The 25,195-nt window shown below is 73.7% G+C and carries 22 protein-coding genes; 11 read left to right on the top strand and 11 right to left on the bottom strand.

The window, feature by feature from the left end; genetic code table 11:
- Nucleotides 1-58: 58 nt before the first annotated feature.
- The 6 genes from cseC to ACIGHB_RS07895 all read right to left on the bottom strand — a co-directional run bounded on the left by cseC (nt 59) and on the right by ACIGHB_RS07895 (nt 5,793).
- Complete coding sequence (cseC, locus tag ACIGHB_RS07920; protein ID WP_360318289.1) at nt 59-1,375, bottom strand: two-component system sensor histidine kinase CseC; 1,317 nt, start codon at nt 1,373-1,375, stop codon at nt 59-61.
- Nucleotides 1,376-1,378: 3 nt separating this feature from the next.
- Nucleotides 1,379-2,089: a two-component system response regulator CseB gene (gene cseB / locus ACIGHB_RS07915; RefSeq protein ID WP_360318286.1), complete on the bottom strand. Its 711-nt coding sequence runs from the start codon at nt 2,087-2,089 to the stop codon at nt 1,379-1,381.
- Nucleotides 2,090-2,195: 106 nt separating this feature from the next.
- Nucleotides 2,196-2,861: a hypothetical protein gene (locus tag ACIGHB_RS07910; protein WP_399910530.1), complete on the bottom strand. Its 666-nt coding sequence runs from the start codon at nt 2,859-2,861 to the stop codon at nt 2,196-2,198.
- Between the two features lie 212 nt (nt 2,862-3,073).
- A complete protein-coding gene (locus ACIGHB_RS07905; RefSeq protein ID WP_360318283.1) occupies nt 3,074-3,670 on the bottom strand; it encodes a SigE family RNA polymerase sigma factor in 597 nt (198 codons plus the stop codon).
- A 371-nt stretch (nt 3,671-4,041) separates the two neighbouring features.
- The gene (locus ACIGHB_RS07900; RefSeq protein WP_399910528.1) at nt 4,042-5,082 is read right to left on the bottom strand and encodes an A/G-specific adenine glycosylase; all 1,041 of its coding nucleotides are present in this window, start codon (nt 5,080-5,082) and stop codon (nt 4,042-4,044) included.
- 33 nt (nt 5,083-5,115) lie between these two features.
- On the bottom strand, nt 5,116-5,793 hold the full coding sequence (locus ACIGHB_RS07895; protein WP_360318281.1) for a phosphatase PAP2 family protein: 678 nt from the start codon (nt 5,791-5,793) through the stop codon (nt 5,116-5,118).
- A gap of 215 nt (nt 5,794-6,008) precedes the next feature.
- On the opposite strand from ACIGHB_RS07895, the gene ACIGHB_RS07890 reads away from it, so the two are divergent.
- A complete protein-coding gene (locus ACIGHB_RS07890) occupies nt 6,009-6,893 on the top strand; it encodes a hypothetical protein (RefSeq protein WP_399910524.1) in 885 nt (294 codons plus the stop codon).
- 162 nt (nt 6,894-7,055) lie between these two features.
- On the opposite strand, the gene disA is transcribed toward ACIGHB_RS07890, so the two are convergent.
- Both disA and radA read right to left on the bottom strand, forming a co-directional pair.
- Complete coding sequence (gene disA / locus ACIGHB_RS07885) at nt 7,056-8,180, bottom strand: DNA integrity scanning diadenylate cyclase DisA (RefSeq protein ID WP_360318275.1); 1,125 nt, start codon at nt 8,178-8,180, stop codon at nt 7,056-7,058.
- A gap of 240 nt (nt 8,181-8,420) precedes the next feature.
- On the bottom strand, nt 8,421-9,827 hold the full coding sequence (gene radA / locus ACIGHB_RS07880; RefSeq protein WP_360318272.1) for a DNA repair protein RadA: 1,407 nt from the start codon (nt 9,825-9,827) through the stop codon (nt 8,421-8,423).
- Nucleotides 9,828-10,044: 217 nt separating this feature from the next.
- On the opposite strand from radA, the gene ACIGHB_RS07875 reads away from it, so the two are divergent.
- The gene (locus tag ACIGHB_RS07875; RefSeq protein WP_399910520.1) at nt 10,045-11,898 is read left to right on the top strand and encodes a hypothetical protein; all 1,854 of its coding nucleotides are present in this window, start codon (nt 10,045-10,047) and stop codon (nt 11,896-11,898) included.
- 67 nt (nt 11,899-11,965) lie between these two features.
- Here the strand turns inward: ACIGHB_RS07875 and ACIGHB_RS07870 are convergent, their stop codons facing one another.
- Nucleotides 11,966-12,892 (bottom strand): hypothetical protein, encoded by a 927-nt coding sequence (locus ACIGHB_RS07870; protein WP_399910517.1) that lies wholly within the window; start codon nt 12,890-12,892, stop codon nt 11,966-11,968.
- A gap of 41 nt (nt 12,893-12,933) precedes the next feature.
- Here ACIGHB_RS07870 and ACIGHB_RS07865 point away from each other — a divergent pair, with 41 nt between their 5' ends.
- The 4 genes from ACIGHB_RS07865 (at nt 12,934) to ilvD (ending at nt 17,552) form a co-directional block, all read left to right on the top strand.
- Nucleotides 12,934-13,878, top strand: a complete 945-nt coding sequence (locus tag ACIGHB_RS07865; RefSeq protein ID WP_360318264.1) for a Ppx/GppA phosphatase family protein — start codon at nt 12,934-12,936, stop codon at nt 13,876-13,878.
- A gap of 217 nt (nt 13,879-14,095) precedes the next feature.
- Nucleotides 14,096-14,920 carry a sugar phosphate isomerase/epimerase family protein gene (locus ACIGHB_RS07860; RefSeq protein ID WP_399910513.1) on the top strand — a complete coding sequence of 275 codons (825 nt, stop codon included), beginning with the start codon at nt 14,096-14,098 and terminating at the stop codon, nt 14,918-14,920.
- Nucleotides 14,917-15,531 carry a TetR family transcriptional regulator gene (locus ACIGHB_RS07855; protein WP_391079236.1) on the top strand — a complete coding sequence of 205 codons (615 nt, stop codon included), beginning with the start codon at nt 14,917-14,919 and terminating at the stop codon, nt 15,529-15,531. Before ACIGHB_RS07860 ends, ACIGHB_RS07855 begins: the two co-directional genes overlap by 4 nt.
- Before the next feature lie 167 nt (nt 15,532-15,698).
- Nucleotides 15,699-17,552, top strand: a complete 1,854-nt coding sequence (ilvD, locus tag ACIGHB_RS07850) for a dihydroxy-acid dehydratase (protein ID WP_360318255.1) — start codon at nt 15,699-15,701, stop codon at nt 17,550-17,552.
- A 256-nt stretch (nt 17,553-17,808) separates the two neighbouring features.
- Here ilvD and ACIGHB_RS07845 read toward each other — a convergent pair whose 3' ends face one another.
- Nucleotides 17,809-20,040 (bottom strand): protein kinase, encoded by a 2,232-nt coding sequence (locus ACIGHB_RS07845; protein ID WP_399910508.1) that lies wholly within the window; start codon nt 20,038-20,040, stop codon nt 17,809-17,811.
- A 140-nt stretch (nt 20,041-20,180) separates the two neighbouring features.
- Here ACIGHB_RS07845 and ACIGHB_RS07840 point away from each other — a divergent pair, with 140 nt between their 5' ends.
- The 5 genes from ACIGHB_RS07840 to proC all read left to right on the top strand — a co-directional run bounded on the left by ACIGHB_RS07840 (nt 20,181) and on the right by proC (nt 23,544).
- Nucleotides 20,181-20,435 (top strand): SH3 domain-containing protein, encoded by a 255-nt coding sequence (locus ACIGHB_RS07840; RefSeq protein ID WP_360318247.1) that lies wholly within the window; start codon nt 20,181-20,183, stop codon nt 20,433-20,435.
- A 49-nt stretch (nt 20,436-20,484) separates the two neighbouring features.
- Nucleotides 20,485-20,991, top strand: coding sequence for a hypothetical protein (locus tag ACIGHB_RS07835; protein ID WP_360318244.1), 507 nt, complete (start codon nt 20,485-20,487; stop codon nt 20,989-20,991).
- 107 nt (nt 20,992-21,098) lie between these two features.
- A complete protein-coding gene (locus ACIGHB_RS07830; RefSeq protein ID WP_399910504.1) occupies nt 21,099-21,917 on the top strand; it encodes an ABC transporter ATP-binding protein in 819 nt (272 codons plus the stop codon).
- Nucleotides 21,914-22,651: an ABC transporter permease gene (locus tag ACIGHB_RS07825; protein ID WP_399910501.1), complete on the top strand. Its 738-nt coding sequence runs from the start codon at nt 21,914-21,916 to the stop codon at nt 22,649-22,651. Before ACIGHB_RS07830 ends, ACIGHB_RS07825 begins: the two co-directional genes overlap by 4 nt.
- A gap of 83 nt (nt 22,652-22,734) precedes the next feature.
- Entirely contained in the window at nt 22,735-23,544 is an 810-nt protein-coding gene (gene proC, locus ACIGHB_RS07820; RefSeq protein WP_399910498.1) for a pyrroline-5-carboxylate reductase, read from the top strand.
- A gap of 3 nt (nt 23,545-23,547) precedes the next feature.
- On the opposite strand, the gene trpS is transcribed toward proC, so the two are convergent.
- A complete protein-coding gene (trpS, locus tag ACIGHB_RS07815; protein WP_360318233.1) occupies nt 23,548-24,546 on the bottom strand; it encodes a tryptophan--tRNA ligase in 999 nt (332 codons plus the stop codon).
- Nucleotides 24,547-25,195 lie beyond the last annotated feature (649 nt).

The raw sequence follows: 25,195 nt of genomic DNA, 5'->3' as shown, positions 1-25,195 counted from the left end.
TCTGCCCCTCCGGCCTCTCTGCCCCTCCGGCCCCTCTGGTCCTCCGGCTCCTCCGGTCCTACTCCGGCAGCCGCAGGATCGGGAAGCTCCCCGTGTTCGTCGGCGCGTGATCGGGCAGCCACAGCACCGCGACCGCGCCGCCGACGCCCTCCGGCGCCGCCTCCGAGGCCACGTTCCGGAAGGTCAGCCGGGCGCCGAGGACCCGTGCCTGACCGGCCGCGATCGTCAGACCGAGGCCGTGGCCCTGGCCCGCGCGGTCGCTCGTACCGGTACGGAACCGGCTCGGGCCCTCGTGGAGCAGCGCCTCCGGGAAACCCGGGCCGTGGTCCCGTACCCGTACCACCCGGCCCTCGACCGTGACCTCCACCGGGCCCTTGCCGTGCTTGGCCGCGTTCGCCAGCAGGTTGCCGAGGATCCGCTCCAGCCTGCGCGGATCGGTCGACACCCAGGACTCGTGCACCACCCGGATCTCCGCGTCCGGGAACATCGACCGCACCCGGCGCTCCACGAACTCGCCGAGCGCGATCTCCTGGAGCTCGGCCCGCTCCGAGGCCCCGTCCAGCCTGGCCACCTCCAGGACGTCCTCGACCAGCGTCCGCATCGCCTGCGCCCGGTCCCGTACCAGCTCGGTCGGACGGCCGGGCGGCAGCAGCTCGGCCGCCGTGAGCAGCCCGGTCACCGGGGTGCGCAACTCGTGCGCGATGTCCGCGGTGACCCGCCGCTCCGCCTCGATCCGCTCGTTGAGGGCGTCGGTGAGCGAGTCGATGGCCCACGCCAGGTCGTCCGTCTCGTCCCGTACAACCCCGCCGACGGCGTCCCGGACCCGCACGTCACCGTTGCCCTGGGCGACCCGCCCGGCCGCCGCCGCGGCCTTCCGCAGCCGCCGGGAGAGCTGCCCGCCGACGAGGATGCCGAGCGCGCAGCCGCCGAACACCACCGAGACCGAGCCGATCACCAGCGCCCGGTCGAGGTCCTTCATGATCGTGGCGCTGCGGTCGGCGAAGGGGATGTGCAGGGACAGCACGTCGCCGTTGGCCAGCGGCACCGCCGCCCACACGTCCGGCGGCCCGCCGTGCCGGTGCTCCTGTACGTACGTGCCCCGCCGCTGGTCGCGCATCAGCTGGTCGAGCTGGTCCGGCAGCGCCGGGTCGTTGAGCTTGGCGCCGAAGCGCGGCTCCTTCGGCTTGGAGGTCTCGTACAGGCGCTGGGCGAAGAGCAGCCGCTCCATCTGGACCTCGCGCGCGTTGTCGAGCATCGAGATGCGCGCGGCGTTGTGCACGACCACGCTGAGCGTGACCGCGATCAGCGCGCCGACCGCCGCGATGGCCAGGGCGATCTTCCAGCGGACGCCGGTGCGGAGCGGGAGCGCTCTCACCGATCAGCCCCTGAGCTTGTAGCCGAAGCCGCGGACCGTCTCGATCCGGTCCTGGCCGATCTTGGCCCGCAGCCGCTGCACGTGCACGTCGACGACGCGGGTGTCGCCGCCCCAGCCGTAGTCCCAGACCCGCTCCAGGAGCTTGTCGCGGGAGAGCACCGTGTTCGGGGCGGACGAGAACTCGAGCAGCAGCCGCATCTCGGTCGGCGTCAGGGCCACCGGCTCCCCGCCCCGCCGCACCTCCATGCCCTCGGTGTCGACCTCCAGGTCCCCGTCGCCGAAGACGAGCGGCCCGCCGTCCCCGGCCGTCTCCTCCGCCTCGCCGCCGGCCCCGCTCCCGGCCGCGTGGCCGAAACGGCGCAGCACGGCCCGGATCCGGGCCATGAGCACGGCGCCGTCGAAGGGCTTGGTCACGTAGTCGTCCGCCCCGGCCTCCAGGCCGAGGACGACGTCGATCGAGTCGGCGCGCGCCGACAGCATGATCACCGGAACCGTCGACTCGTCGCGGATGCGGCGGCAGAGGCTGACCCCGTCCATGCCGGGCAGCATCACGTCGAGCAGCGCGATGTCCGGCCGGTGGGCGCGGAAGGCGTCGAGCCCGGAGAGGCCGTCGGGCATCGCGGTGACGCGGAAGCCGTCCCGCTCCAGGGCGAGCTGGGTGGCCTCGCGGATGACGTCGTCGTCCTCGACGAACAGGACATGGGTCTCGGCCATCGTGCGGGGGTCCTTCGATCGGTGTGCGTCGGCGCGGTGGGGCGGTGGGGCGGTGCTCGGTGTGGCGGCGTGCGGGGCCGGGGCGGGGCGGGTCAGGGGCGGGCGCTCAGCCGGCGGCGGAGGGTTCCGGCACGGGCTGGGGCAGCTCGGTGGCGCCGTCGCCCTCGCCGACGGCCTGGCTGTACTCGTTGTGCACCCAGTCGTGCTGCGTGAACCTGTTCCCCGACCAGCGATACGTGATCACGTCCTCGCCCGACGGGTACGCGACCGGGTCGTCCTCCGCGTACACCTGCTTCGTCACGATCAGGTCGCCGCGGTCGATGGTGCCGTAGACCGCCGCGTCCTCGGCCATGAAGACGTTCTCGTAGCCGTCGGCGGTGGCCGTGCCGGCGGTGGCGTTCCCCCCGGGCTGCTTGCGGTAGACGTACGTACCGATGCCGACCGCGTCCCCGCAGGTCATCACGTTGACGACGACGTCGGGTGCGGTGCCGTTGGTGAGGTTGCCGTAGGAGGTGTCCACCGGGTACGCGTCGGCCACGCACGGCTTCAGGTCGGCCTTCACCCGGGCGCCGATCTTCGGATCGCCCTTGAGCAGCGCGATCGGATCCACCCGCTCGGCCGCCTTCGCCGAGCCCGATCCGGAGGCCGTGGAGGGCGGCGTGGGCGCGGCGGCGGCCGTCGAGTCCGCGCGGGCCGCGCCCTCGTCGCGCGAGCCCGTACCGCCCGTGGAACAAGCGGCCACGAACAGGCCGAGGGCGGCGAGTCCGGCCATCGCCGTGACACCCGCCGCCTTGGTACCGACCGCCCGGGGCGTTTCTCCGCCCCGAGCGCCCGCGCCCGCGCCTCCACCGCCTCCGCTGCTGCTTCCGTTTCCGTTTCCGCTTCCGCCGAGGCCGGAGGTCGATCCGCTCCCGGTCCCGGTCCCGGACGTGAACCCGGATCCGGCTCGGCCGTCGGTTCTTCCGCCGCCGACTTCGCCGTCGTCTAGGCCGCGCACCGCTGGTGCCCTCCCTCGTCACCTCGCACGGCCGCCGCAGCCGACCGCTGTCCTCCGGTCCGCTCCACGGGCCGCCCCAGGGCGAGGGCGTTCAGATCGCGGCTCTCCAGCTCCTGGCGGAGCCGGGCGAGCGCGCGGTGGAGCGTCGACTTCACGGTACCGGTCGACATGCCCAGCGCCGCAGCGGTCTCCTCCGTGCTCATCTGCTCCCAGTGCCGCAGCACCACGACGCTGCGCTGCTTGGGCGCCAGCACCTTCAGGATGTCCATGAGCAGGGCCCGGTCGGCGTGCTGCTCGGTCGGGTCCTCCACGCTCGCGTCCGGAAGCTGCTCGGTCGGCACCTCCTCGAGACGGCGCGCCCGCCACCATTCCGTCCGCGTGTTGATCATGACCCGCCGCAGGTACGCGTCCGCCAGCGACTTGTCCGCGATCCCGTCCCAGCGGCCGTACGTACGGACCAGAGCCGTCTGCAGCAGATCCTGCGCGTCGACCGGATCCGGGACGAGACGGCGGGCGCTGCGCAGCAGCGCGTCCTGCCGCGTGCGGACGTACTCCTCGAAGTCGAGCACCTCGCCCTGGCTCATCCCAGCCGCCTCCACATCCCCGTGACCTGCTTGTTCTCCGTGTCGATGACGACGCTACGGAGCGGTTGTCACGGGGGTGTGCGAGGCAGCCGTCGATGGACGCACGGCTACCCATCGGTTGTGTAACAGCTCGGATCTTGGATCCAACGTCCTGGATCCAACGTCCTGGATCCAACGTCCTGGATCCAACGTCCTGGATCCAACGTCCTGGATCCAACGTCCTGGATCCAACGTCCTGGATCCAAGATCCGGGATCCAATGCCCTGGATCCAGCGTCCGGGATCCGACCTCCTGGATCCAAGGTCCGGGATCCAACCTCCGGGATCCAATGTCCTGGATCCAGGACATTGGATCCGATCCGCCGACGGGCCTCAGGTCAGCGGAAGCCGGTACCGACCACCGTCCAGCGGCTCCACCAGCCCGTCCGAGACCAGGCCGTCCAGGGCGCGGCCGCGCTGGATCGGCTCGTCCCAGACGGCGTCGAGGGCGGACTGGGGGACGGGGCCGGGGGCGTCGCGGAGGACGGCGAGGAGTCGGCCGCGGACCTGGCGGTCGGTGCCGGCGTAGGTCTGGCCGCGGCGGGGCGGGCCGTCGTGGGCGGGCTTGCCGGAGTTGAGCCAGGCGCAGCGGTCGGCGATGGGGCAGCGACCGCAGTCCTCGTTCTTCGCGGTGCAGACGAGGGCGCCGAGCTCCATCGAGGCGGCGGCCCAGCGGGCCGCGGTGCCCTCGTCGTCGGGGAGCAGGGCGCGGGCGAGGCGCCGCTCGGCGGCGGTGGTGGCGTTCGGCGGGTACTGGACGCCGCTCGCCGCGCGGGCGAAGACCCGGCGCACGTTGGTGTCGAGGACGGCGTGCCGCTGACCGTAGGCGAAGGAGGCGACGGCCGCCGCCGTGTACTCGCCGATGCCGGGGAGGGCGAGGAGCTGTCCGTGGTCGTTCGGCACGTCGCCCCGGTGCCGGTCCCTTATCGCCACGGCCGCCGCGTGCAGCCGCAGGGCCCGGCGCGGGTAGCCGAGCCGGCCCCAGGCGCGGACGGCCTCACCGGGCGGCTCGGCGGCCAGGTCGGCCGGGCGGGGCCAGCGCGCCAGCCACTGCTCGTACACCGGGAGCACCCGGACGACGGGGGTCTGCTGGAGCATGAACTCGCTGACCATGACACCCCAGGCGCCGGCCTCGGGGCGGCGCCAGGGCAGGTCGCGGGCGTGCCGGTCGAACCAGGCGAGGACCGGTCCGTGCAGCTCCGCAGGGGCGACGGCGGACGGAGCCGTACCGACGGGGGCGGACGCCGTGCCGGCGGAGCCGGAGGCCGTGCCGGTGGGCCCGGAGGCCGTGCCGAGCGGCCCGGAGGTCGTATCGGCGGGGAAGGACCGGGAGGCGGTGGAGGGCAGGGAGGCGGGGGCATCGATGGAAGTCATGGCACCCCCGATCCTGGCACGTCCGGGGAGCGATCAGTACGCGCCGTGGCGCGCGCGCGAACGGCGCTCGGGGCGCGCGGAGGCGTGCGCCGGGGTCGCGGGCCCCCGCCCCGCGCACCACACGACCGCCGCGCTCCGGCTGGAGCGGGCCGTGTCGACCAGTGCCGTCATCGGCCGACGGGCGGCGTACATGAAGAGGAAGGCGACGAGGCCGCCGAGGAGCAGCCCCGCGGTGACGTCGTGCGGGTAGTGGACGCCGACGAAGACGCGGGAGAAGGCCATGAGGATCGCCATGGGCACGGTCAGCCAGACGATTCCGCGCCAGGAGAGGGCGAGCGCGACGGCGGCGGCTCCGGCGATGGCGGAGTGGTTGCTGGGGAAGGACCAGTCGCCGTAGGCGGGGCAGTCGATGAGCGCGGCGGGTGCCCCGGCGACGGCCCGGCACGGGCGTTCCTCGTCGATCAGCGACTTCAGGCCCTCGCTCACCACGTATCCGAAGGCGGTGGCGAGCGGGGCGAGGAGCGCGAGCGTCATCGCCTGGCTCGATCCGGTCCGCGAACGCCACCACCCGGCCAGGAACAGCGCGCCGAAGAGCAGCAGTCCGAGCTCCGTCCAGACCTCGGCGAGCCACTGGAACCAGTGCGGTGTGGAGTGCGCGAAGTCGAGGACGTCGAGGTAGAGACGGTCGGAGAGGTCGAGGAGGTTGTCCATGGTGCATGACGCTAACCGGAATTCCAGGTGTCGCGCCCCTGGCCAAGGAACGATCCGACCCCTGACGAAAGTGGGGGATGGGGAGAGAGGGGGACGATTTCCGGCCATCGCGGCGAGAGTTCCCGTTCCCGCAGGATGTGATCATCGGCAAAACTTGGGCTCTCGGGCGGCGGGTGGGGCGGGAGTTGGGCCGGATCTCTCGTAAGGTTCGGGGCGTGGGATCTTTGCGCAATCCGGTCGGGCCGCTTCCCTCCACCATCTACTGGCGACGGAGGGCGGTCGCGCTGTGTCTGATCGCACTTCTCGCCCTGTTGACCCTGTGGGCCGTCACCTCTGGTGACGGTGGCGGGAAGAAGACGAACGACGCCGCCAACGGCTCGGCCCCCGCGCCATCGATCACCCCGGGACCCGCGGGGACGGGGCCGGCCATCAGCCAACAGCCGGGCGGACGCGACGAGTCGGAAGACTCCGGCGACACGGGCGAGTCCGGTACGGGCGACGGCTCGGGCTCCGGTTCCGACTCCGGCTCGGGTGCGGGCTCCGACGCCGGTTCCGGTACGGACGCGGGCGCGGGCTCCGGCGAAGGCTCCGACGCGGCCGGTTCCGGTTCGGCCGGCAAGAACGGTGACACCGACGGCGCGGGCGGCGACGGGGGTGCCGGCAGCGGCACGGGCGGGCGGCTCCCGGCCGGCTCCCAGCTCCCGAACTGCCCCTCCGGGTCCCTGGAGTTGACGCTGCGCAGCGCCAAGCTCACGTACGAGCCCGGCGAGAAGCCCCGTTTCCACCTGGCCGTCAAGAACACCTCGGGCGCCGACTGCAAGGCCGACCTCGGACCCCGTACGGCCGTGCTGAAGATCAGCGACGCGCAGAACGACCGGCTGTGGGCCTCGGACGACTGCCCGAGCCCCGGCGACCCGGTACTGCTGAAGGTCCCCGCGCGCGGCACGATCACCCACACCGTGGAGTGGGACCTCCGCCGCAGCGCCCCGCAGTGCGCCACGGCTCCGGCGGGCGAGGCGGGTCCGGGCAACTACCTGGTCGAGGCGACCGTGCCCGGCGAGAAGGCGTTCGCGGCGCCGTTCGCCCTCGCCAAGGACTGAGGGCCGGGGTCGGCGGCCGGAACCGACGGCCGTAGCCGGCGGCCGGAACCGACGGCAGGAACCGACGAACGGGGCTGACGGGCAGGTCCCTGCCCGTCAGACGTACCGCTCGGCGGTCCGAAGCAGACGTACCGCTCGGCGATCCGGATCAGACGTCCGGAATCAGACGTACCGCTCCAGGATCGACGACTCCGCCAGCCGCGACAGCCCCTCGCGGACGCTGCGCGCCCGCGCCTCGCCGACGCCGTCCACGGTCTGGAGGTCGTCCACACTCGCCGCGAGCAGCTTCTGCAGCCCGCCGAAGTGCTCCACCAGGCGCTCGATGATCGCGCCGGGCAGGCGCGGCACCTTGGCGAGAAGCCGGTAGCCGCGCGGCGAGACCGCCGAGTCGAGCGTCTCGGGGGAGCCGCTGTAGCCGAGGGCCCGCGCGACGACGGGCAGCTCCAGGAGTTCGGTGTGGGTGAGCGCGTCCAGCTCGGTCAGCGCCTCGGCGACCGTGCGGGAACGCTTCGCCGTCGGCTCCGGCACGTAGTCCCGGATCACCAGCTCGCGCTCCGGCTCCACGCCCGCGATCAGCTCGTCGAGCTGGAGCGAGAGCAGCCGGCCGTCGGTGCCGAGCTCGACCACGTACTCCGCGATCTCGGTGGCGATCCGGCGGACCATCTCCAGGCGCTGGGCGACGGCGGTGACGTCCCGGACGGTCACCAGGTCCTCGATCTCCAGGGCGGAGAGCGTGCCGGCCACCTCGTCGAGGCGGAGCTTGTACCGCTCCAGCGTCGCGAGCGCCTGGTTGGCCCGGGAGAGGATCGCGGCCGACTCCTCCAGGACCCGCCGCTCGCCGTTCACGTACAGCGCGATCAGCCGCATCGACTGGGAGACGGAGACGACGGGGAAGTTGCACTGCTTGGAGACCCGGTCCGCAGTGCGGTGGCGGGTGCCGGTCTCCTCGGTCGGGATGGAGGCGTCCGGGACCAGCTGCACACCGGCCCGGTGGATCTTGGTGATGTCCTTGTCCAGGACGAGCGCCCCGTCGAGCTTGCACAGCTCGCGCAGGCGGGTGGCGGCGAACTCGACGTCGATCACGAAGCCGCCGGTGCACATCGAGTCGACCGTCTTGTCCATGCCGAGGACGATGAGGCCACCGGTGTTCCCGCGCAGGATCCGCTCCAGGCCGTCACGCAGTGCGGTGCCGGGCGCGACGGCGCTCAGGGCCGCGCGCATGAGCGCTTCGTTGCCGGAGCCCGCGCCGGACTTTCCAGGAGCTGCTGCCCCGTCCTTGGCTGCCACTGCACTCCTCCGGCTCGTACGGATGGGCGAGACCAGGGCAAAGTCTAGCGACACCACCCCGCCGCCCTGGGCCGCACGCCGGTCCAGGGTGCTCCGGACGGGCGCCCGCCGGGGCGGCCCGGTCGCGATCCGCCCTACCCGCTCGACCGCGCGCCTACCCCTCCACGCCGCCACGGGGAGGCCCCGGACACCGCGTCGGCGGGCCGACGAGCGGGCTCGCCGGCTCCGCCACACCCTCCCTCAGCCCGCCGCCTCCTCCGACTTCCTGGCCGCGCGGCGGCTCTGCGGCAGCACCCGCAGGGCGTCCCCCATGTCCGCGACCTCCGTCACCTTCATGCCCGCCGGTACCTTCCCGGGGTCCCCGGGGACCAGCGCGTGGGTGAAGCCCAGCCGGTGCGCCTCGGCGAGGCGGCGCTGTACGCCGGTGACCCGCCGGACCTCTCCCGCGAGGCCGACCTCGCCGATCGCCACCAGGTTCTTCGGCAGCGGGGTGTCGCTCGCCGCGGAGGCCAGCGCCAGCGCGATGGCCAGGTCGGCGGCCGGCTCGGAGAGCTTCACCCCGCCCACGGTGGCGCTGTAGATGTCCCGCTTGCCCAGCGCGCTGATCCGGCCCCGCTGCTCCAGGACGGCCAGCATCATCGAGACCCGGGAGGTCTCCAGACCGGAGGTGGTCCGGCGCGGGGACGGGATCTGGGAGTCCACGGTCAGCGCCTGCACCTCGGCGACCAGCGGCCGGCGGCCCTCCAGGGTGACAGTGAGGCAGGTGCCGGGCACGGCCACGTCACGGCGGGTCAGGAAGAGTCCGGACGGGTCGGCGAGCCCGGTGATCCCCTCGTCGTGGAGCTCGAAGCAGCCCACCTCGTCGGTCGCCCCGTACCGGTTCTTCACGCCGCGGACCAGGCGCAGGCGCGCGTGCCGGTCGCCCTCGAAGTGCAGGACGACGTCCACCAGGTGCTCCAGGAGCCGGGGACCGGCGATCGCCCCGTCCTTCGTCACGTGGCCGACGAGGAGCGTGGACATCCCGCGCTCCTTGGAGGCCCGGATCAGCGCGCCCGCGACCTCGCGGACCTGCGCCATGCCGCCGGGGGCGCCGTCGATCTCCGGGGAGGCGACCGTCTGCACCGAGTCCATGATCAACAGGGAGGGCTTCACCTCGTCCAGGTGGCCGAGGACCGCCGACAGGTCGGTCTCCGCGGCCAGGTACAGGTGGTCGCTGAGCGCGTTGATCCGGTCCGCGCGGAGCCGGACCTGGCTGGCGGACTCCTCGCCCGTCACGTACAGGGTGCGGTGGGCGTCGCTCGCCGCCTTCGCCGCCACGTCGAGCAGCAGCGTGGACTTGCCGACGCCGGGCTCGCCCGCGAGCAGCACCACCGCGCCGGGCACCAGGCCGCCGCCGAGGACCCGGTCGAGCTCGTCGACACCGGTCGAGCGGGCGGTCGCCTGCCGGCCGTCGACCTGGCCGATGGGGAGCGCGGCCGTGGAGACGCGGCCGGCGGCGGTGGTCCGGACGGCGGGCGCGCCGTACTCCTCGACCGTCCCCCACGCCTGGCATTCGGGGCAGCGGCCGAGCCACTTGGCCGTCTGCCAGCCGCACTCGGTGCAGCGGTACGACGGACGGTCCTTGGCGGATTTCGTACGGGCAGCCATGCCCCACACCGTAGCCGCCGCCACCGACAGCGGACCGCCGTCCGCCCCCGGCCTGTGGACGGACCCTCCACGACCTGTGGACAGTCCGCTCCCGGACCGTCGCCACGGCAGCGGAACACCCCGTTCCCGTCCCCTTTCGAGTGATGGGTTCACCCGTAAGACTGAGAAGTGCGGATCCGGTATGAAGAGTGCCCCCTCGCGCGCCTACGGTCGCCCAGTGACGAGCAGCAGGCTGGAATCCTCCCGCACCCCGGGCGCCCACCGGGCGCGCCGCGGCCCGCAGCAGGGACCGCGCACGCTCGGCCAGCGACCCCCCGCCCGCTACGAGGACGCCCTCGACGGGCTCTTCACGTACTGCCTCTCGGTCCTCTGCGACCACGACACGGCCACCGCCGTCCTCGGCGACGTCCTCGCCGCCGCCGAGCGCCACCACGGCCGCTGCCCCTCCGACGAGGAGGGCCGCACCGCGTGGCTGTACGCGCTGGCCCGCTGGGCCTGCCTGCGCAGCCTCGGCGAGCAGCGCCGCCGGCGCCAGGGCGCGCACACCGGCCGTCCCGCCGTCACCCCGCCCGCGCCGCCGCCGGTCTCCGCCGGGACGGCCGAGCGCCGCCGCGCCGAGCTGGCCACCCTCGCCTGGCCCGAGGCCGCCGGTACCACCCCCGAACAGCGCGAAGCCCTCGAACTGGCCGTCCGGCACGGTCTGAGCCCGCGCCAGGTCGCCGCCGTCCTCGCCCTCGACCCGCAGGCCGCCCGCGAGCTGCTGGCCACCGCCGGCTGCGAGGTCGAGCGCACCCGGGCGGCGCTCGCCGTCGTCTCGACCGGCAGCTGCCCCACCGTCTCCCGGCTCCTCACCGGCGACCGGCAGCTGATCCTGTCGGCGGCGCTGCGTGCCGAACTCGTCCGGCACGTGGACGACTGCCCGGTCTGCCGGCGCACCGCCGAGCGGGTCGGCGCCACCGCCCCCTGGCCGGGCGGCGGGCCGCGCGCCGTCCAGGAGCGGCTGCCGCTCGTCGAGGCGCCCCGGGCCGCCGCGTACATGGCGATGCGGCACGTCCCACGCGCGCGTGCGGGTGCCCCACGCTTCGCCCCGACCGGCTTCCCGATCGACCCGAAGGACGTCGTCGCCCGCCGGGACCGGATGCGGGCCCGCGCGGTCACCACCACCGTGGTCGCGGCCGTCGTCGCCGCCCCGGTCCTCGCCCTGTGGACCTCCTACCGGGGCGTCCCCGCCGCCGCGGAGGCCGGCCGGGACGGCTCCCGGGTCAGCGCGGGCGAGCGGGGGGACGGCACGGGCGCCGACGGCCGGCCGTACGACCGCTACGAGAACGCGGGCAACGCCCGTACGACCCCCGAGACGGGCTCCACCCAGGCGAGCCGTTCCCCGGACGTCTCCGTCGAGGTCGTCACCCCGGCGCGCCCCTCGGGGCCCACCGCGCCCGCGCGGCCCGGGGACCCGGTACCGGGCTGGATCGGCGTCACCGCGCGGTGCCTCGGCGACGTCACCCTGATCACCCTCACCGGGGAGGGCGGCACCCCGGTCGAATGGTCGCTGTGGACGGACGCGCCCTGGCTGTACGTGAACCGGGCCTCCGGCACGCTGGCGCCGGGCGAGACCGTCACCGTCGCCGTCCGCGTCGACCGGAACCGTGAACCGCGCGGTCCCTGGAGCGCCCGGATCGGCGTCCACCCCACCGGGGCGGAGCTGCGGATCAGCGGCCAGGGGCCCGTCGCGCCGATCGACGACCGGGTGATCCCGCCCCCGCCGGTCACCACCGAGCCCACCACCCCGCCGACCTCCCCGCCGCCCACCGGCGGACCGGTCGACCCGCCGTCGACCCCGCCCCCCACGGAGCCGACGGAGCCCACGGAACCGACGGAGCCGACGACGCCCCCGCCGACGACCGAGCCCCCCACCACGCCCCCGCCGACGACGGAGCCGACGACGCCCCCGCCGACGACGGAACCCCCCACCACACCACCGCCGACGACGGAGCCCACGACCCCGCCGCCGACGACCGAACCGACGACACCCCCGCCGACCACGGACGCACCGCCCCCGGAAACGCCCTGAGGAGGCGCTACGGGCTCGGGTCGGGCCTCAGGAGGGGCTACAGGCTCGGGTCGGGCCTCAGGAGGGGCTACCGCTTCGGGTCGGCCGGGTGCGGGGCCACCATCGGCAGCGTCGAGGCGAGCCGCGCCTCGCAGAGCCCGACCAGCACGTCGTACGCGTCCTTGCCCATCATCTCGATCAGTTCCGGCCGGTACGAGACGTAGACCGGCTCCCCGCCACCGTGGGCCGAGGTCGCCGACGTGCACCACCAGTGCAGGTCGTGACCGCCCGGACCCCAGCCCCGCCGGTCGTACTCGCCGATCGAGACCTGGAGCACGCGCGTGTCGTCGGGCCGGTCGATCCAGTCGTACGTCCGGCGCACCGGCAGCTGCCAGCACACGTCCGGCTTGGTCTCCAGCGGCTCCCGGCCCTCCTTGAGGGCGAGGATGTGCAGCGAGCAGCCGGCGCCGCCCGCGAAGCCGGGCCGGTTCTGGAAGATGCACGAGCCCTTCCAGCGGCGGGTCTGCCGGTCGCCGTCCTCGTCGACCTGCGTCCAGCCCGTCTCACTGCCGACGTCGTGGAACTGCCACAGCTCTGGCGTCAGCTTCGCCACGTGCTCCGCGACCCGCTTCTCGTCGTCCTCGTCGGAGAAGTGGGCGCCCAGCGTGCAGCAGCCGTCCGCCGCCCGGCCCGCCTGGATGCCCTGGCAGCCGCTGCCGAAGACACAGGTCCAGCGCGAGGTCAGCCAGGTCAGGTCGCAGCGGAAGACCTGCTCCTCGTCGGCCGGATCCGCGAACTCCACCCACGCGCGCGGGAAGTCGAGACCCTGCTCGTCCGGCTCCGCGCCCTTGCGCTGCTTCGTCACACCCTTGACGGGCGGCTTCGCGCCCTCCACGTGGTGGGCGTATTTCACATCGCGAACGTCCCGCGCGTCGGTCGCGGCCTCGTCGCGAACGGCACCGTCGCCGGCGGCGGCACTGTCTTTGTCCGGCTTCGCCTTTTTCGTCTTTGGCACAACCCCAAGCGTATGCGGGCGGGCGCAGTAGCGTTTCCGCCATGAGACTCGGAGTCCTCGACGTCGGTTCGAACACTGTGCACCTGCTCGTGGTGGACGCCCACCCCGGCGCCCGCCCGCTGCCCGCCCACTCCCACAAGGCGGAGCTGCGGCTCGCCGAACTCCTCGATCCGCGCGGCGCCATCGCGCCCGGCGGCGTCGAGCGGCTCATCGGGACCGTCCGGGACGCGCTCCACGCGGCGGAGGACAAGGGATGCGAGGAGGTTCTGCCGTTCGCGACCTCCGCGGTCCGCGAGGCCACCAACGCCGACGAGGTCCTGGCCCGGGTCAAGGGCGAGACCGGAGTGGACCTCCAGGTCCTCACCGGCGAGGAGGAGGCGCGGCTCACCTTCCTCGCCGCCCGCCGCTGGTTCGGCTGGTCCGCCGGCAAGCTGCTCCTCCTCGACATCGGCGGCGGCTCCCTGGAGGTCGCCTACGGCATCGACGAGGACCCCGACACGGCCGTCTCCCTGCCGCTCGGCGCCGGCCGGCTCACCGCCGGCTGGCTGCCCGGCGACCCGCCGGACACCGAGGACGTCAAGGCGCTGCGCCGCCATGTGCGCGCGCAGATCGCCCGGACGGTCGGCGAGTTCAGCCGCTTCGGAAAGCCCGACCACGTCGTCGCCACCTCCAAGACCTTCAAGCAGCTCGCCCGGATCGCCGGCGCGCCCGGCTCCGGCGAGGGCCTGTACGTGGAGCGGCTGCTGACCCGCGCCTCGCTGGAGGAGTGGGTGCCGCGGCTGGCCGCCATGACCGGCGGCGAGCGCGCGGCCCTGCCCGGCGTCTCCGAGGGCCGCGCCGCCCAGCTCCTCGCCGGTGCCCTCGTCGCGGAGGGCGCGATGGACCTGCTCGGCGTGGAGAAGCTGGAGATCTGCCCCTGGGCGCTGCGCGAGGGCGTCATCCTGCGCCGCCTCGACCACCTCCCCGAGGTGCTGGCGGGCATGTGACGGCCCCCACGCGCGCGTGGCGGGCGGGCATGTGACGGCCCACACGCGCGCGTGGCTGGCATGTGACGGCCCCCACGCGCGCGTGGCACTCGAAAACCGCCGGAACCGCTCGCACACGCGCCCGCCACGGCACGCGTACGCCTCCGGTGCCGGAGGCGTGCGGGGGGTGACCGGAACCACCCTCCCGCGCCCAGGTGCGCCCCGTACCCTGTCTGTCGTGGCAGAACCAGCGGTGCGCGTCCCGGATGCGAAGGTCGCCCTGTCGACGGCCTCGGTCTATCCGGAGTCGACGGCGACGGCCTTCGAGGTCGCCGCGCGCCTCGGGTACGACGGCGTCGAGGTCATGGTGTGGACCGACCCGGTCAGCCAGGACATCGAGGCCCTGCGCCGGCTCTCCGACTACCACCAGGTGCCGATCCTGGCCGTCCACGCCCCCTGCCTCCTCATCACCCAGCGCGTCTGGTCCACCGACCCGTGGGTCAAGCTCCAGCGCGCCCAGGCGGCCGCCGAGAAGCTCGGCGCGTCCACGGTCGTCGTCCATCCGCCGTTCCGCTGGCAGCGCCAGTACGCCCGCGACTTCGTGACCGGCATCTGGCGGATGGCCGACGAGACCGACGTCCGCTTCGCCGTCGAGAACATGTACCCGTGGCGGTACAAGGACCGCGAGATGCTCGCGTACGCCCCCGAGTGGGACGTCACCAAGGACGACTACCGGCACTTCACCCTCGACCTCTCGCACACGGCGACCGCCCGCACCGACACCCTCGCGATGGTCGACCGCATGGGCGACCGGCTCGGCCACGTCCACCTCGCCGACGGGCGCGGCTCCGCCAAGGACGAGCACCTGGTGCCGGGCCGCGGCACCCAGCCCTGCGCCGAACTCCTGGAGCGGCTGGCGGTGACCGGCTTCGACGGCCACGTCGTCATCGAGGTCAACACCCGGCGCGCGATGTCCGCCGCCGAACGGGAGGCCGACCTCGCCGAGGCGCTCGCCTTCACCCGGCTCCACCTGGCCTCGGCCACCCGGGGCACGCGCGCGTGAGCGAGCCGTCCCCCCGGCGCCGCGGCCGCCCCGCGCGCGCCGCCGCCGAAGACAGCGGCCCCGGCGCCCGCGAGCGCATCCTTGCCGCGGCCCGGGCGCAGTTCGCCGAGCGCGGCTACGACAAGACCTCGGTCCGCGGCATCGCCAAGGCGGCCGGGGTCGACCCGGCACTCGTGCACCACTACTTCGGCACCAAGGACGAGGTGTTCGCGGCGGCCATCGAGGTCTCCTTCGAGCCCGCGCTCGTCGTCCCGGCCATCATCGACGGCCCCCGCGACGCGGTCGGCGAGCGGCTGGCCCGCTTCTTCATCGGGGTCTGGGAGAACCCGGCGACCCGCGCCCCGCTGCTCGCCGTGATCCGCTCGGCGGTCACCCACGAGGCGGCGGCGAAGGTCCTGCGGAGCTTCGTCCTGCGCCGGCTCCTGGAGCGGATCGCCGCCGACCTGGCCGTACCGGACCCGAAGTTCCGGGCCGAGCTGGCGGCCTCGCAGATGATCGGGATCGTGATCCTGCGGTATGTGATCCAGGTCGAGCCGCTGGCCTCGGCGGATCCGGAGCAGATCGTGGCCGAGGTGGCCCCGACCCTCCAGCGCTACCTCACCCAAGCCTGACGGCACGGCCCCCGCCCACCGGGCCGACCCTGATGGCCCTGACCGATCCCCGACCTGCCCCTGACCGATCCCTGAACTTCGGTCCCGCATTCCGGACAGGCTGTCCAGATCTTGGAGCGGCGGCGTACGCTCGAAGGAAGCACACCCATCACGAGGAGCGAGCGACGATGCCCGAGCTGAGGTCCCGCACAGTCACCCACGGCCGCAATATGGCGGGCGCCCGCGCCCTTATGCGCGCCTCCGGTGTACCGGGCGCGGACATCGGCCGGAAGCCGATCATCGCCGTGGCGAACTCCTTCACCGAGTTCGTCCCCGGCCACACCCACCTCCAGCCGGTCGGCCGGATCGTCTCCGAGGCCATCACCGCCGCCGGCGGCATCGCCCGCGAGTTCAACACGATCGCCGTCGACGACGGCATCGCCATGGGCCACGGCGGCATGCTCTACAGCCTGCCCTCCCGCGACCTGATCGCCGACAGCGTCGAGTACATGGTCGAGGCCCACTGCGCCGACGCCCTGATCTGCATCTCCAACTGCGACAAGATCACCCCCGGCATGCTGAACGCGGCCCTGCGGCTCAACATCCCGACGGTCTTCGTCTCCGGCGGCCCGATGGAGTCCGGCCGCGCCACGCTCGTCGACGGCACCGTCCGCACGCTCGACCTGGTCGACGCGATCTCCGACGCCGTCAACGACAAGATCTCCGACGAGGACATCCTCCGCATCGAGGAGAACGCCTGCCCGACCTGCGGCTCGTGTTCCGGCATGTTCACCGCCAACTCGATGAACTGCCTGACCGAGGCCATCGGCCTCTCCCTCCCCGGCAACGGCTCGATGCTCGCCACCCACACCGGCCGCCGCGCCCTCTACGAGAACGCGGCCCGCACGGTCGTCGAGATCACCCGCCGCTACTACGACGAGGACGACGCCTCCGTCCTGCCGCGCTCCATCGCCACCCGCGCGGCCTTCGAGAACGCCATGGCGCTGGACATCGCCATGGGCGGCTCGACCAACACGATCCTGCACCTGCTGGCCGCCGCCCAGGAGGCCGAGCTCGACTACGGCCTGTCCGACATGGACGAGGTCTCCCGCCGCGTCCCCTGCCTGGCCAAGGTCGCCCCGAACGTCGCCCCGCGCGGCACGTACTACATGGAGGACGTGCACCGGGCCGGCGGCATCCCCGCCATCCTCGGCGAGCTGTACCGCGCCGGGCTGCTCAACGAGGACGTCCACGCGGTCCACTCCCGCTCCGTCAAGGAGTGGCTGGACGCCTGGGACGTGCGCGGCGGCTCGCCCACCGACGAGGCCGTCGAGCTGTTCCACGCGGCTCCCGGCTGCGTCCGCTCCGCGGAGGCGTTCTCCCAGTCCGAGCGCTGGGAGACCCTCGACCTGGACGCCGCCGGCGGCTGCATCCGCGACGCGGCCCACGCCTACTCCAAGGACGGCGGCCTCGCCGTCCTGCGCGGCAACATCGCCGTCGACGGCTGCGTGGTGAAGACCGCCGGAGTCGACGAGTCGATCTGGACGTTCGAGGGCCCGGCCGTCGTCTGCGAGTCGCAGGAGGAGGCCGTCGAGAAGATCCTGAACAAGCGGGTCAAGGACGGCGACGTGGTCGTCATCCGGTACGAGGGCCCCAAGGGCGGCCCCGGCATGCAGGAGATGCTCTACCCGACCTCCTTCCTGAAGGGCCGCGGCCTGGGCAAGACCTGCGCCCTGGTGACCGACGGCCGCTTCTCCGGCGGCACCTCCGGCCTCTCCATCGGCCACGCCTCCCCGGAGGCGGCCTCGGGCGGCACCATCGCCCTCGTGGAGGACGGCGACCGGATCCGCATCGACATCCCCGGCCGGTCGATCGAGCTCCTCGTCGACGACGAGACCCTCGCCGCCCGCCGCGAGGCGCTCGGCGGCGTCTACGCGCCGAAGAACCGCGAGCGCAAGGTGTCGGCCGCCCTGCGCGCCTACGCGGCGATGGCGACCAGCGCCGACAAGGGCGCGGTCCGGGACGTGTCGAAGCTCGGCTGACACCCGGCCGCACGCGCGCGTGGGGGAGCGGTTCGAAGGCCCCGCTCCCTCAGCGCGTACCGGCGCGAGGCGGTCGCCGGACCCCCGCGCGCGTACCGGCGCGAAGCCGGCTCCGGACCCTCGCGCTTCCCACGCGCGCGTACCGGCGCGAAGCCGGCTCCGGACCCCCGTGCCTCCCCACGCGCGCGTACCGATGCGAGGGTGGTCGCCGGACCCCCGTGCTCCCCACGCGCGCGTACCGGCGTGAGGCGTACGTCTACCAGGACTCCGCCACCCGCGCGTCCACCGCGAAGACCGAGCCGTCCGGGGCCGTGCCGAACACCCGGTCCCCGGCGACCAGCGGAGCCGGTACCTGCGTCGCGTACCCCAGCCGCCCGTTCCGCAGCCGGGGCCGGGTCTGTCCGACGACCGCGCCGCGCGCGGTGTCCACGGCGAACAGCCGCCCGTCCGCCGCCGAGAGGTAGAGCCGGTCGTCCGGGCCGAGAACCGGCCGGGAGACGTTCGAGGCCCCCGTCTCCAGCTCCCACAGCCGCCCGCCCTTCTCCACCGCCGTGTCCAAGGCGAGCAGCCGCCCGTCCAGCGAGAGCAGGTACACGACCGCGCCCCGCACGGCGATCCCGCTGAGCTGGATCCGCTCCTGGGTCTCGACCCGGCGCTCCGACCTGGCGTCCGGCCCGCTCCCCGGATCGTCCGGGTCGCCCGGCGCGAGCAGCACCAGCGCGTCGACCAGATCGCCCTGGTAGCGCGAGGCGAGGACCAGCGTCCCGTCTCCGGTGCGGCCCACCGGGGCGGCGTCCCCGGACACCACCCGGCTCCACACGAGCTCGCCCGTCGCCGGCAGCACGGCCGCGATCCGGCTGCTCCGCCCGTCCGCCGCCGTCTCGGAGACGGTGAGCAGCCCCGTCGGGGCGTCGTACGCGCCGAGCACCGGCGCGTCGAACCCGGCCAGACGGTGGGCCCACCGCTCGGCCCCGGTCCGCGCGTCGACGGCCCGCAGCGCGCCGCGCCCGTCGGAGAGTACGACCACCTGCCCCGCCGGGCGGTACGTCTCGGGGACGTCCGAGTCCGCGGCCCAGCCGGGCGTACCGTCCTCGACGCCGTACGCGCGCAGGGGACCGGTCCTCGGCGCGGCGCCGACCAGCGGGGCCGGCCCGCCGGCGAGCGGCACCGGCGGGTCCGGCGGCTCGGTGGCGACCGGACCGGTCCGCTTCCACAGGACCTCGCCGGTCCGCGGGTCGAGGCGGGAGAGCGCCACGCCCCTGGCCGCGCAGTACAGGGAGCCGGCCTCGTGGACACAGGCGGGCGCGGCGGAGGCGCCGTACTCCTGGAGCCGGGTGTGCCAGCCGTCGAACGCGGTCGCCACCTCGGCGGGGTGGGCGGGTCCCTCGGCCGCGGGCCGGGCCGGCGGGCGCAGCGCCGCGTACACCCCGGCCCCGGCGAGGACGAGCACGACCGCCGCGGAGACCGTCAGGCGGGGAGCGAGCCGGTGGCGCCTCCGGCGCGCGGGCGGCGCGGTCACGGCCGCCCGGGTCGTGGTGTCGCCGCTGCCGAGGCCGTCGGTGCGGGCTCCGGCGGAGCCGTCCGTACGCCCGTCCGGCGCGAACGGGTCCGCGGGCAGCACCGGCCGCCGCCGCTGGGACGGTATGAACGCCTCGGCCTCGTACGAGGGCGGCAGCAGCGCCGCCATGATCTCGGCGGGGGTGGGCCGGCCCGCCGGGTCCTTCGCGAGGCAGCGCGCGACCAGCGGCGCGAGCTCGGCGGGCACCCCGGCGAGGTCCGGCTCGTCGTGGACCACCTGGTAGGCCACGACGTACGGGCTGTCCGAGTCGAAGGGGCCGTGACCGGTCGCCGCGTGCACCAGGACCGAACCGAGCGCGAAGACGTCGGCGGACGGCCCGACCTCGCGGGGCCGCTGGAACTGCTCGGGCGCCATGAAGGGCGGCGAGCCGATCAGCTTCCCGGTCTCGGTGTGCAGGTCGCTGTCGACGGGCCGGGAGATGCCGAAGTCGATGACCTTGGGCCCGGAGTCGGTGAGGAGGACGTTGCTCGGCTTGAGGTCCCGGTGCACCACCCCGGCGCGGTGGATGTCGCGCAGCGCCTCGGCGAGCCCGGCGGTCAGCCGGCGCAGCTCGGCGGGGGAGAGGGGGCCGCGCTGGCGGACCTGGTCGGCGAGGGTGGGGCCGGGGACGTAGAGGGTGGCCATCCAGGGACGCTCGGCGTCCGGGTCGGCGTCCACGACGGGGGCGGTGAAGGCGCCGCTGACCCGGCGGGCGGCGGCCACCTCCTGCCGGAACCGGGCCCGGAAGTCGGGATCCTCCGCGTAGCGCGCGTGCACCACCTTCACCGCGAGCCGCAGCCCGGAGGGCGAGGCGGCCAGGTGGACGACGCCCATGCCGCCCGCGCCGAGCACCGCCTGGAGCCGGTACTCCCCTGCGTACTCGGGCCCTTCGGCGCCTCTGTCGTCGTCGGTGCTGCTCAACGGCGGCATCTCCCACCCCCGTGTGGTTCCGCGTCCGTCCACGCGCGCGTGCGCGACGCGACGGAGCCTAGTCGATGGCCTCCGCGATGTCGGAGGAGCTTGCTAGCCTGCGCGCGTCGCACAGAGAGTGAACCCAGGGGGAGAACATCATGGCGGTGAAGTACTACCCGGTCGCACCGGGCTACCGGGTCAACGTCCGCTCCGGTCCGAGCACGAAGTACCCGGTGGTCCGGGTCCTCGCCGAGGGCGCGACCGTTCCGATCCACTGCCAGAAGGCGGGCGAGTGGGTCTCCGGACCGTACGGCACGACCCGCCTGTGGGACAGCATCGCGCCGGGCCAGTACGTCTCCGACGCCTATGTCCGTACCGGCAGCGACGACTACGTGGCGCCGCGCTGCGCCTGAGGACCTTCGCCTCGGCGCTCCGGGCGCCGCACCGGGGATAATCGACCTCGTGAGCGAGGACAAGCAGACCCCCGGAACCGGCACGAGCGGACCCCAGCCCGAGGAGATCCGTTTCTTCGGGACGACCTGGGTCGACCACAGCGCCCACTACGGACTGCGGCGCGCCGGCCTCGCCGCCGGCGCGCTCGCCGCGGCCGCCGCGGGCGCCTTCGTCCTGCGCTTCGCCTATCAGGGCCTCGAAGTCGCGGAGGTCGGCGGCATCGTGAACACCCTGGTCATCCTGATGTTCGCGATCTGCTCGGCCATCGCCTTCACCAAGACCTGGGAGGGCTTCGGCCGCCGCCCCGCCGACCAGGCCCGCGAGGACTCCCTCAAGAGCCTCAAGGCCATCGGCTTCATCGGCGTCCTCCTCGCCTACGCCCTGCGCTGCCTCGTGGAGGCACCCGGCGAGAAGCTCCGCCGGGCCGAGTACGAGACCGCCCGCACCCGCTACGAGAAGCGACGCGGCACCCGCACCGGCAACCCGGCCGCCCGCAAGAAGCCCAAGCGGCCCTGAGACCCGGCCCGCCGACTCCGACTCCGGCTCCACCGCCGGCGTCCGGCCCGAGCCCCAGCCCCCGCGATCCTTGACGCGGGGGCTTCTCCGTCCCCACTATTCACCGCATGATGAATTATGGCGCGGGAGAGCCCGGAGACCCCGCCGGACCCCAGCCCCCCGACCCGGGCCCCGCCCTCACCGCCCACGCCCTCACCGCCGTACGCGGCGACCACACGGTCCTGCGCGACCTCGCCTTCACCGTCCCCGCCGGCCACGTCACCGGCCTCCTCGGCCCCTCCGGCTGCGGCAAGACCACCCTCATGCGCGCCATCGTCGGCACCCAGGCCAAGGTCACCGGCACCCTCACCGTCCTCGACCGCCCCGCCGGCCACCCCGGCCTCCGCCCCCGCATCGGCTACGTCACCCAGGCCCCCTCCGTCTACGACGACCTCACCGTCCGGCAGAACCTCGACTACTTCGCCTCCGTCCTCCTGCCCGGCCGCGCCCACCGCCCCGCCCGCCGCACCGCCGTCGACCGGGCCCTCACCGACGTCGACCTCACCGACCACGCCGACGCCCTCGCCGGACGCCTCTCCGGCGGCCAGCGCAGCCGCGTCTCCCTCGCCGTCGCCCTCCTCGGCACCCCCGACCTGCTCGTCCTCGACGAACCCACCGTCGGCCTCGACCCCGTCCTCCGCCGCGACCTGTGGGACCTCTTCCACCGCCTCGCCGCCGACCGGGGCACCACCCTCCTCGTCTCCTCCCACGTCATGGACGAGGCCGAGCGCTGCCACCGCCTCCTGCTCATGCGCGAAGGCGAGATCCTCGCCGAAGGCACCCCCGACGCCCTCCGCCGGCAGAGCGGCACCACCACCGTCGAAGCGGCCTTCCTCCACCTGGTCGACGCCGCGACCCGCGCCGCCCACGAGGAGAACCGCCCATGACCACCGCACGCACCCTCGCCACCGCCGCCCGCGTCCTGCGCCAGCTCCGCCACGACCCCCGCTCCATCGCGCTGATGCTCCTCGTCCCCTGCGCGATGCTCTTCCTGCTCCGCTACGTCTTCGACGGCAGCCCCGGCACCTTCGACACCATCGGCGCCTCGCTGCTCGGCATCTTCCCCCTCATCACGATGTTCCTGGTGACCTCGATCGCCACCCTGCGCGAACGCACCTCCGGCACCCTCGAACGCCTCCTCGCCATGCCCCTCGGCAAGGCCGACCTCATCGCCGGCTACGCCCTCGCCTTCGGCCTCGTCGCCGTCGTCCAGTCCGTCCTCGCCACCGGCCTCGCCGTCGGACTCCTCGGCCTCGACGTCACCGGCTCCCCCTGGCTCCTCCTCCTGGTCGCCCTCCTCGACGCCCTCCTCGGCACCGCCCTCGGACTCTTCGTCTCCGCCTTCGCCGCCTCCGAGTTCCAGGCCGTCCAGTTCATGCCGGCCGTGATCTTCCCCCAGCTCCTCCTCTGCGGCCTCTTCACCCCGCGCGACAAGATGGCCCCCGCCCTCGAAGCGATCTCGAACGTCCTCCCCATGTCGTACGCCGTCGACGGCATGAACGAGGTCCTCCGCCACCCCGACATCACCGCCGCCTTCGTCCGCGACGCCCTCGTCGTCGCGGGCTGCGCCGTCCTCGTCCTCGCCCTCGGCGCCGCCACCCTCCGCCGCCGCACCGCGTGACCGGCCCTCGGACACCCCGCGCACCCGGAGCCCCACCGGTGCGAGGATGACGGCACGTACCCCCTCCCGAGGTGAACAGAGCCATGACCCAGACCGTCGCAGTCCTCGGCACCGGCAAGATCGGTGAAGCCCTCCTCAGCGGCATGATCCGAGCCGGCTGGCGCCCCGCGCACCTCCTGGTCACCACCCGCCGCGCCGAACGCGCCGCCGAGCTCCGCGACCGCTACGGCGTCGAGACCGTCACCAACGCCGAGGCCGCGAAGCGCGCCGACACCCTCATCCTGGCCGTCAAGCCCCAGGACATGGGCCGCCTCCTCGACGAACTCGGCCCCCACGTCGCCACCGACCGTCTCGTCATCAGCGCCGCCGCCGGCATCCCCACCTCCTTCATCGAGGAGCGCCTCACCCAGGGCACCCCCGTCGTCCGCGTCATGCCCAACACCCCCGTCCTCGTCGACGAGGGCATGTCCGTGATCTCCGGCGGCAGCCACGCCACCCCCGACCACCTCGCCCACACCGAGGAGATCTTCGACGGTGTCGGCAAGACCCTTCGCGTCCCCGAGTCCCAGCAGGACGCCGCCACCGCCCTCTCCGGCTCCGGCCCCGCGTACTTCTACTTCCTCGTCGAGGCCATGACCGACGCCGGCATCCTCCTCGGCCTGCCCCGCGCCCAGGCCCACGACCTCATCGTCCAGGCCGCCATCGGCGCCGCCGTGATGCTCCGCGACAGCGGCGAGCACCCCGTGAAGCTCCGCGAGGCCGTCACCTCTCCCGCCGGCACCACGATCAGCGCCATCCGCGAGCTGGAGAACCACGGCGTCCGCGCCGCCCTCATCGCCGCCCTGGAGGCGGCCCGCGACCGCAGCCGCGAGCTCGCCTCCGGCAACGGCTGACCGTCACGCGGCGGGCATCAGCCCGATCGCCCGGTAGGCCCGGTCCACCAGTGGCCGGGCCATCCCCCGGGCCCGCTCCGCCCCCTTCCGCAGCACGCCGTCCACGTACCCCGGATCCGCTGCGAGCTCGGCATGCCGCTCCCGCACCGGCCGGAGCAGCTCGACGACCGCGTCCGCCGTGTCCTTCTTCAACGCTCCGTACGACTCGTATACACCGGCCAGCTCCTCCGGGTTCCCACCCGTCGCCGCCGCCATCAGATCGAGCAGATTTGCGAGACCCGGCTTGACGTCCCGGTCGTAGACGACCTCCCGCCCGCTGTCCGTCACGGCCCGCATGACCTTCCGCCGCACGGTGTCCGCGTCGTCCAGCAGATAGACGATCCCGGTCCCGTTCTCGTGCGACTTCCCCATCTTCGACCGGGGGTCCTGGAGGTCCATCACCCGCGCCGCCACCGCGGGCCGGGTCGCCCTCGGCACGGTGAAGGTGTGCCCGTACCGCTGGTTGAACCGCACCGCGAGGTCCCGCGTGAGCTCCACGTGCTGCGTCTGGTCCTCACCCACCGGCACCTCGTCCGCCCCGTAGGCCAGGATGTCGGCGGCCATCAGCACGGGATAGGTGAGGAGCGACAGCCGCACCCCCTGCCCGGACTCCCGCGCCCGCACGCTCTTCTCCTTGTACTGGATCATCCGCCGCAGCTCGCCGTCGGTGGCCGTGCACTCCAGGAGGTACGAGAGCCGGGCGTGCTCGTCCACGTGGCTCTGCACGAACAGCGTGCAGCGTTCCGGATCGAGCCCCGACGCCAGCAGCAGCGTCGCCGCCTGCCGGCTGAGCCTGCGCACCCGCGCGGGGTCGTGCTCCACGGTCAGCGCGTGCAGATCCACCACGCTGAACAGCGCCTCGCCCCGGTGCTGGTCCACCTCGACCCACCGCCGTACGGCCCCGAGGTAGTTGCCCAGCGTCAGATGCCCGGTCGGCTTGACCCCGCTGAAGATCCTCGTCATCGCGTTCCGCTTCCTCTCTCCGCGCCGGCCCGACGGCCCGGCTCCCGGAGGGGGATACGCGAACGGCCGCCGAGGCGGCGGCCGTGTGCATGCGTCAGTACGGGCCGCCGTCAGGCGGCCCACCACTGGGTGGTGTGCGCACGCGTAGTCATACGGAGAGCGTACGCCCCAGGACGGGGGTTGACACGGGATTGACCGGTCCGTAGTGTTCTCCGAGTTGTCCGACGTGAGCACCGACTCCGGTCGGCCCCGGACAGCGATTCCGCAAGAACCACTGAGCCTGACGGCTGCGATTCGTCGTGCCGTTCTGCTTTCCGTGCGCTTTTGCGAAATGAGGAATCCACGTTCGAAGTCCGGACGAGGGCCCCGATTCGCTTCGGGGCCGGGGAATCCGCTAAAGTCTCACTCGTCGGAACGGACCAACAGCCGGGAAGACAAACCCCGCTGACTGGGAATCAGACGCCGAAAGGATCTGATAGAGTCGGAAACGCCGGAAGGGCCCGGAGCGAAAGCGAAAGGGACCGGAAAGCACCGAGGAAATCGGATCGGAAAGGTCTGATAGAGTCGGAAACGAAGGAAGCGCCCGGAGGGCCTGGAAACAGGAACGAAGGAAGCGTCCGCACCTTGAGAACTCAACAGCGTGCCAAAA

The organism is Streptomyces sp. NPDC085460 (assembly GCF_044541975.1).
In the GTDB taxonomy this organism is placed as follows: Bacteria; Actinomycetota; Actinomycetes; order Streptomycetales; family Streptomycetaceae; genus Streptomyces.
The sequence above is the reverse complement of the archived record's forward strand: the minus strand, read 5'-3'. Positions and strand labels throughout refer to the sequence as shown.

Excerpts from the sequence above, each read along its gene's own strand:
- cseB (WP_360318286.1), bottom strand. The coding sequence starts at position 2,089 with ATGGCCGAGACCCATGTCCTGTTCGTCGAGGACGACGACGTCATCCGC.
- ACIGHB_RS07910 (WP_399910530.1), bottom strand. The coding sequence starts at position 2,861 with ATGGCCGGACTCGCCGCCCTCGGCCTGTTCGTGGCCGCTTGTTCCACG.
- ACIGHB_RS07905 (WP_360318283.1), bottom strand. The coding sequence starts at position 3,670 with ATGAGCCAGGGCGAGGTGCTCGACTTCGAGGAGTACGTCCGCACGCGG.
- ACIGHB_RS07900 (WP_399910528.1), bottom strand. The coding sequence starts at position 5,082 with ATGACTTCCATCGATGCCCCCGCCTCCCTGCCCTCCACCGCCTCCCGG.
- ACIGHB_RS07895 (WP_360318281.1), bottom strand. The coding sequence starts at position 5,793 with ATGGACAACCTCCTCGACCTCTCCGACCGTCTCTACCTCGACGTCCTC.
- radA (WP_360318272.1), bottom strand. The coding sequence starts at position 9,827 with ATGGCTGCCCGTACGAAATCCGCCAAGGACCGTCCGTCGTACCGCTGC.
- ACIGHB_RS07865 (WP_360318264.1), top strand. The coding sequence starts at position 12,934 with ATGAGACTCGGAGTCCTCGACGTCGGTTCGAACACTGTGCACCTGCTC.
- ilvD (WP_360318255.1), top strand. The coding sequence starts at position 15,699 with ATGCCCGAGCTGAGGTCCCGCACAGTCACCCACGGCCGCAATATGGCG.
- ACIGHB_RS07845 (WP_399910508.1), bottom strand. The coding sequence starts at position 20,040 with ATGCCGCCGTTGAGCAGCACCGACGACGACAGAGGCGCCGAAGGGCCC.
- ACIGHB_RS07840 (WP_360318247.1), top strand. The coding sequence starts at position 20,181 with ATGGCGGTGAAGTACTACCCGGTCGCACCGGGCTACCGGGTCAACGTC.
- ACIGHB_RS07830 (WP_399910504.1), top strand. The coding sequence starts at position 21,099 with ATGATGAATTATGGCGCGGGAGAGCCCGGAGACCCCGCCGGACCCCAG.
- ACIGHB_RS07825 (WP_399910501.1), top strand. The coding sequence starts at position 21,914 with ATGACCACCGCACGCACCCTCGCCACCGCCGCCCGCGTCCTGCGCCAG.
- proC (WP_399910498.1), top strand. The coding sequence starts at position 22,735 with ATGACCCAGACCGTCGCAGTCCTCGGCACCGGCAAGATCGGTGAAGCC.
- trpS (WP_360318233.1), bottom strand. The coding sequence starts at position 24,546 with ATGACGAGGATCTTCAGCGGGGTCAAGCCGACCGGGCATCTGACGCTG.